The organism is Armatimonas sp. (assembly GCF_031410135.1).
GTDB lineage: Bacteria > Armatimonadota > Armatimonadia > Armatimonadales > Armatimonadaceae > Armatimonas.
In genome coordinates this window covers 1-5,686 of sequence record NZ_JANNYP010000643.1, presented here as the reverse complement: position 1 = coordinate 5,686, position 5,686 = coordinate 1, and the positions used below count along the sequence as shown (strand labels likewise).

Below are 5,686 nucleotides of genomic sequence, written 5' to 3'. Positions count from 1 at the left end.
GGGGATGTTTCTGTGCGGCTCGGCTTTGGAGGGACGTTCCAGGTTGGCAATGTACTGGCTGCCATTGGCTACGGTGTTGCGCGGGGCTTCTCCCCGGAGATAATTGCCGCAGGGCTCGCCGCCTGTCCCCCCGTCCCAGGGCGCTTTCATCCCATCAAAGCGGGACAAGATTTCGCCGTGCTCGTAGACTATGCCCATACACCCGATGGTCTCGAAAATGTCTTGAAAGCGGCTCGTCCGCTCACCCCCGGTCGCCTCATCGCCGTCTTTGGCTGCGGCGGAGATCGTGATAAAAGCAAGCGCCCGATCATGGGCAAGCTCGCCCAAACCCTCGCCGATATCGCCATCGCCACCAGTGACAACCCCCGCACCGAAGACCCCGAGCTAATTCTCAACGATGTCTTGGCAACACTGGCTCCCCCGTTATCGGGGGCGGGGGGGGGAACCAATGTGTTGCGGGAAGTAGATCGGCGCAAGGCGATTGCTTTGGCAGTGGCAATGGCGCAGAAAGGCGACACGATTGTGATTGCAGGTAAGGGCCACGAGGACTACCAGATTATCGGACGTGAGAAATTCGACTTCTCCGATTTAGCGATCGCGCGAGAGGAGATCGAAAAATGCCTTTCGCGCTAACGCTCGCCGAGGTGGCTGCCGCCATTGGCGCACCGCCTCCCACCGAAGACCTGCCTCTAACGAGCATCTCCACAGACACACGGACGACGCAGCCTGGGGCGCTCTTTGTGGCGCTCAAGGGCGAGAAATTTGATGGGCATGACTATGTTGTGCAGGCCATCGCGGCTGGTGCTGTAGCGATCGTGGCGGATCACAATGTGGCGGCTTTTGTGCCCGTGCTGGTTGCTAAAGACACGACCGTGGCGCTGGGGGATATTGCCCTCACAGTGCGCAAGAAGTTCACGGGGCCTGTGATTGGGATCACGGGAAGTGTCGGCAAGACGACGACCAAAGAGCTTATGGCGACACTACTAGAGACCATGTTCTCGGTCGCCAAGTCGGGGGCGAACTTTAATAACGAGATCGGGGTGCCACAGACGATCTTTAGCGCATCAGAGACCTCCACGGCCTGGATTCTGGAGATGGGAATGCGCGGAGCGGGACAGATCGCGCAGCTGGCACGGATCGCGCAGCCCACTGTGGGAATCATCACCGGGATTGGCCTCTCCCATATCGAGCTGCTTGGAAGCCGCCAGGGAATCGCCAACGCGAAAGCCGAGCTGTTTGAGGGCTTACCTAGCGATGGCATCTCGATCTTCCCGACCACGGATGATTTTGCCCAGACACTCGCCACAAAAGCCCGTGGGAGAGTGCTGACGGTTGCGCTGGACGGCAAAGCCGATGTGCAGGCCACCGATATTTCAAGGCATGAGAGCGGCTGGCGTTTTACCATCAACTCGCCGTGGGGCACACAGAAAGCCTTCTTACCGTCGGCGGGGCGCTTCAATATCCAGAACGCACTGCTGGGAGTAGCGGCAGGCGCGGCGCTGGGCATTCCGCTCGACTCGCTCGCAAAAGCGCTACTACGCTTCGAGCCACCCGCCATGCGCCTGGAGGAAGTCCAGGCTACCTGCGGCGCAACCGTGATCGCGGACTGCTACAACGCAGCCCCGGACTCCATGGTAGGAGCGCTCCAGACCCTCGCTGAAACACCCATCAGTGGCAAGGGCAAGCGGGTCGCAGTGCTGGGCGAGATGAAGGAGCTAGGCCGCTTTGCGGAAGAGGCACACCGTATGGTTGGTCGGGTTGCCGCCAAGCTCAAGCTGGATCTGCTGGTGCTGGTCGGAGAGCAGACCACGTTTCTCTCTGCCGCCGCTATCGCCGAGGGCTTCGACCGCAACAATGTCTTCTACTTCGACCAGACCTCCAAAGCCGCCGAGGCCATGGCTTTCTTTGCACAAGAGGGCGATGTGATCTTAGTGAAAGGCTCCCGCGCGATGGAGCTCGAGAAAGTCGTCAAAGCCCTTCAGCCCGAGTGGACCGGAGGGAAGCCCACATGAGCCCGAACCTAATAGTCGTCCCCTTTCTGGTCGCGATGGTCGCAGTACTCCTCACCGGCAACCCTCTGATCGCGTACCTGCGCTCCAAAAACAAAGTCCAGCCGATCAGTGAGAACGCGCCCGAGAAGCACAAGCGCAAGCACGGAACCCCAACCATGGGTGGTCTGCTCATTCTGAGTGGGGCGACGATTGCCACTCTTTTCAGCCTGCTTATGGAGCGCTTTCAGGCAGTGGAGTCAGGCTCGGGGCTGATGTCGGGGACGCAGCGGGATCATATTCTCGCTGCCCTCCTAGTCTTCCTCGGTGGTGGCGTGATCGGGATGCTCGATGATCTGGGTAAGGCACGCAAGAAACAGAACAAAGCGGGCCTCTCCGAGCGGGCCAAGCTGGGGCTACAAGCGGCCGTGGCGATTGGCTTTGCACTCTATCTGGCGCTCAGCAGGCACAACTCGGAGATCCTCGGCATACAGCTGGGCCTCGCCTATCCCGTGATCGCCGCTCTGATGATCATCGGCTTTGGCAATGCTGTCAACTTCACCGATGGTCTCGATGGTCTGGCAAGCGGCACCACGCTGATTGTCGCAATGGCTCTTGGGATTCTGGCAATGACCAATGGGCTTGGCACCGAGATGACCCTGCTCTACGGCGCACTAGCGGGAGCCTGTGCGGGTTTTCTCTGCTTCAATGCCTTCCCCGCTCGGATCTTTATGGGTGACACGGGCTCGCTGGCTCTCGGCATGGGCCTGACCGCAACGGCCATCCTCGCCCAGCAAGAGATCCTGCTCTTTCTGGTGGGTGCGATCTATATTGTCGAGATTGCCTCCATGATGATCCAGCGCTATGTCTTCAAGTTCCGCCGCATCAAGCACGGGCTGGAGTACGCACAGAGCCACCGTGTGTTTAAGCGTGCTCCGCTACACCATCACTTTGAGGAGCTGGGCTGGCACGAGGTCCAGGTAGTGGTGCGCTTCTGGATGATGGCGCTGCTGGCGGCACTACTCAGCATTCTCTTTTTGGGAAGTGTACGGTGAGAGTTGCGGTGATCGGGCTAGCAGCCACAGGCCTAGCGACGGCACGTGCTTTGACGGCACGTGGCGACGAGGTGGTACTCTGTGATGCCAAGCCCGAGTCGCAGCTTAGTCCTGAGCGCCTCGCCGAGGCTCGCGCGCTGCCCGGGGTCTCACTCTGGCTGGGAAGCTCCGAGCTCCCCGAAGGAATCAGCCTTCTCATCCCCTCGCCCGGCGTTCCGCCTACTGCCGCTCCAATCTTACAGGCACAGGCACGGGGAACTGAGATTGCCAGTGAGATCGAGCTTGCCTACCGTCTGGCCAGTGCGCCGATCTTGGCGATCACCGGTACCAATGGCAAGACCACAACCGTGGCGATGCTGGGTGCGATGTGTGAGGCGGCGGGGAAAGAGACGTATTTGGCGGGCAATATCGCCGAAGATTTTGGCAAGCGCCTCCCGCTGATCGAGGCGGCCACTCAAGCGCCCAAAAGCTCCGTCATCGTCGCCGAGGTCTCCTCGTTTCAGCTGGAGTGGGTGCGAGACTTCCGCCCCAGGATCGCGGCATGGCTCAATCTCTCGACAGACCACTTGGATCGCTACCCGGATCTGCGTGCGTACGGGAAGACGAAAGCACGCATCTTTGCGGCCCAGCACGCAGGTGACTTCGCAGTAGTCAACGCCGACGATTTCTACGTCAGCCGCCTGAGCGATCAGGTGGGACGTGGGATTCGGATCCCCTTTCACGGCGGCGCTCCTCAGCTTGACCCGGCGCTACGGCTGCGCCCCGAGGAGCTTCTGGTGCCGGGTAAATACAACCTTGCCAATGCGGTCGCGGCCTCGTCCATGGCGCTGGCATTTGGCCTAAACCCCGCCCGGATCGCGGAGGGGCTACGCGGCTTTCGGGGAGTCGCGCACCGGATGGAGCTAGTCAGCGAGAAGAATGGCGTGCGCTTTATCAACAACTCCATGTGCACCAACCCCGCCGCTGTCGCCGCCTCGCTCTCGGCGGTTTCGGGAGGCGTGGTGGCGATTGCGGGCGGTCGGCATAAAGGCGGCGATATTGCCCCGATGGTCGAGGCACTGGCAAGTCAGGCGCGTCATGTGGTGCTGATCGGCGAGCATGGGCCCCTTCTGAGCGAAGCGCTGGCGGCACAAGGCTTTACGCAAACCGAGCAAGCAGGCGATATGGACGATGCGGTGCAGCGTGCGGCAGCCCAAGCTCAGTCCGGCGAGACGGTTTTACTGGTACCTGGCTTTGCCAGCTTTGACATGTTCACGGGCTTTGAGCAGCGCGGCCAGGTATTTCGAGAGGCAGTTGGAAACTTATCATGAATGGAAATCAGCGACGTGTAGCCCCCGACTGGTGGCTCTTTGTCCTCATCATTGTCTTGCTTGTCTTTGGGATCGTCATGGTCTACGATGCCTCGTACTGTGTGGCACGTGCCTTTGACGACTACAACCACGATGCTTTCTACTTTGCCCGCAAGCAAGTCCTCTCCGCTGGGATTGGTCTGCTGGGGCTCCTCGCCTGTGCTCGCATCCCTTACTGGTGGTGGAAGAAGCTCGCGGTCCCCGGCTTTCTGGTCTCGATTCTGCTCTTGCTGATTGTCTGGAAGCTAGGTCACTCCTCGCTTGGGGCACGTCGCTGGGTTGGAATCGGGCCACTGGTGATCCAGCCTTCTGAGGTTGCTAAGCTTGCCATCGTGGTTTTCTTAGCATGGATGCTCACCGAGAAACGAGCTTTTGTGCAGACAGCACGCGGCGTTTTCTGGCTGACCGTGGCCGTGGGAATCCCGATGGTTCTCACCGAGCGCCAGCCCGACCTAGGAACGGCTGCGACCATGTTCTTTTCGTACTTGATCCTGCTGGCAGCGGGTGGAGTGAAGCGCAAGTATATCGCCGTTGTCGCGGGAGCCAGTGCCTTGCTCGCCGCAGTCACACTCTTTCTGCCGAGCAAGTCACACCCCGAGGAGCCGAACTACCGAATGCGTCGCATGCTCACTTTCGCGCACCCGGAAGCGGACAAGGAGAAAGACGGCTACCAGCCTTGGCGCAGCTTGGTCGCTCTGGGCAGTGGTGGCACTACGGGCGTGGGCCTTGGCAATAGCCATGAGAAACGCCCCGGTGGCCTACCGGCACAGCGCACGGACTTTATCTTTGCCGTTGTTGGGGAAGAGCTAGGTCTCGTGGGCACCTCACTGGTTCTGCTCGCCTTCTTTGGGGTAACCTGCCGTGGCCTGACCATCGCCCTGCGTACCCGCGACCCGTTTGGGAGGTTTTTAGCCACAGGACTGACGGCCATGATCGGGATGCAGGCCCTGCTCAATATCGCGGTTGTTACCTCCTCCGCCCCGACCACGGGAATCCCTCTCCCTCTGATCTCCTACGGTGGCTCGTCGCTGGTTCCGACGCTCTGTGGCCTGGGAATTCTCCTGGGAATCTCCTGCCACCCGTTTTTCCGCGAGAACAGCGGCAAAAAAACGGCACCGAAAGAGCGTCCCAGCGACCGCTTCTTCCGAAAGATCGGGATCGAATGAGCACCCCGAACCCATCCCCTAACCCCTTCCCTCAGGACAAGGAAGGGGAAATTTCCCCTCCTTGCCCTGAGGGAGGGTGGCAAAGTGAGGAACGAACGAAGCCGGGTGGGTTCGAGCCGGGTGGGTTC

Annotated in this window: 5 protein-coding genes; all 5 read left to right on the top strand. The window is 60.4% G+C overall.

Translation table 11 applies throughout. From position 1 onward, the window contains the following. A partial coding sequence (locus tag RMO15_RS23595; RefSeq protein WP_309718183.1) for a glutamate ligase domain-containing protein occupies positions 1-633 on the top strand: 633 nt, incomplete at its 5' end. Next, positions 618-2,012 carry a UDP-N-acetylmuramoyl-tripeptide--D-alanyl-D-alanine ligase gene (gene murF / locus RMO15_RS23590; RefSeq protein ID WP_309718180.1) on the top strand — a complete coding sequence of 465 codons (1,395 nt, stop codon included), beginning with the start codon at positions 618-620 and terminating at the stop codon, positions 2,010-2,012. The genes RMO15_RS23595 and murF, both read left to right, overlap by 16 nt. Next, positions 2,009-3,043: a phospho-N-acetylmuramoyl-pentapeptide-transferase gene (gene mraY / locus RMO15_RS23585; RefSeq protein ID WP_309718177.1), complete on the top strand. Its 1,035-nt coding sequence runs from the start codon at positions 2,009-2,011 to the stop codon at positions 3,041-3,043. The genes murF and mraY overlap by 4 nt, the downstream gene beginning before the upstream one ends. Then, on the top strand, positions 3,040-4,353 hold the full coding sequence (gene murD, locus RMO15_RS23580; protein WP_309718174.1) for a UDP-N-acetylmuramoyl-L-alanine--D-glutamate ligase: 1,314 nt from the start codon (positions 3,040-3,042) through the stop codon (positions 4,351-4,353). The genes mraY and murD overlap by 4 nt, the downstream gene beginning before the upstream one ends. Next, positions 4,350-5,558, top strand: a complete 1,209-nt coding sequence (ftsW, locus tag RMO15_RS23575; protein WP_309718171.1) for a putative lipid II flippase FtsW — start codon at positions 4,350-4,352, stop codon at positions 5,556-5,558. Before murD ends, ftsW begins: the two co-directional genes overlap by 4 nt. The last annotated feature ends 128 nt before the right edge of the window (positions 5,559-5,686 follow it).

Bases quoted from the DNA above. Each gene is read 5' to 3' on its own strand.
- murF (WP_309718180.1), top strand. From the start codon at position 618: ATGCCTTTCGCGCTAACGCTCGCCGAGGTGGCTGCCGCCATTGGCGCA.
- mraY (WP_309718177.1), top strand. From the start codon at position 2,009: ATGAGCCCGAACCTAATAGTCGTCCCCTTTCTGGTCGCGATGGTCGCA.
- ftsW (WP_309718171.1), top strand. From the start codon at position 4,350: ATGAATGGAAATCAGCGACGTGTAGCCCCCGACTGGTGGCTCTTTGTC.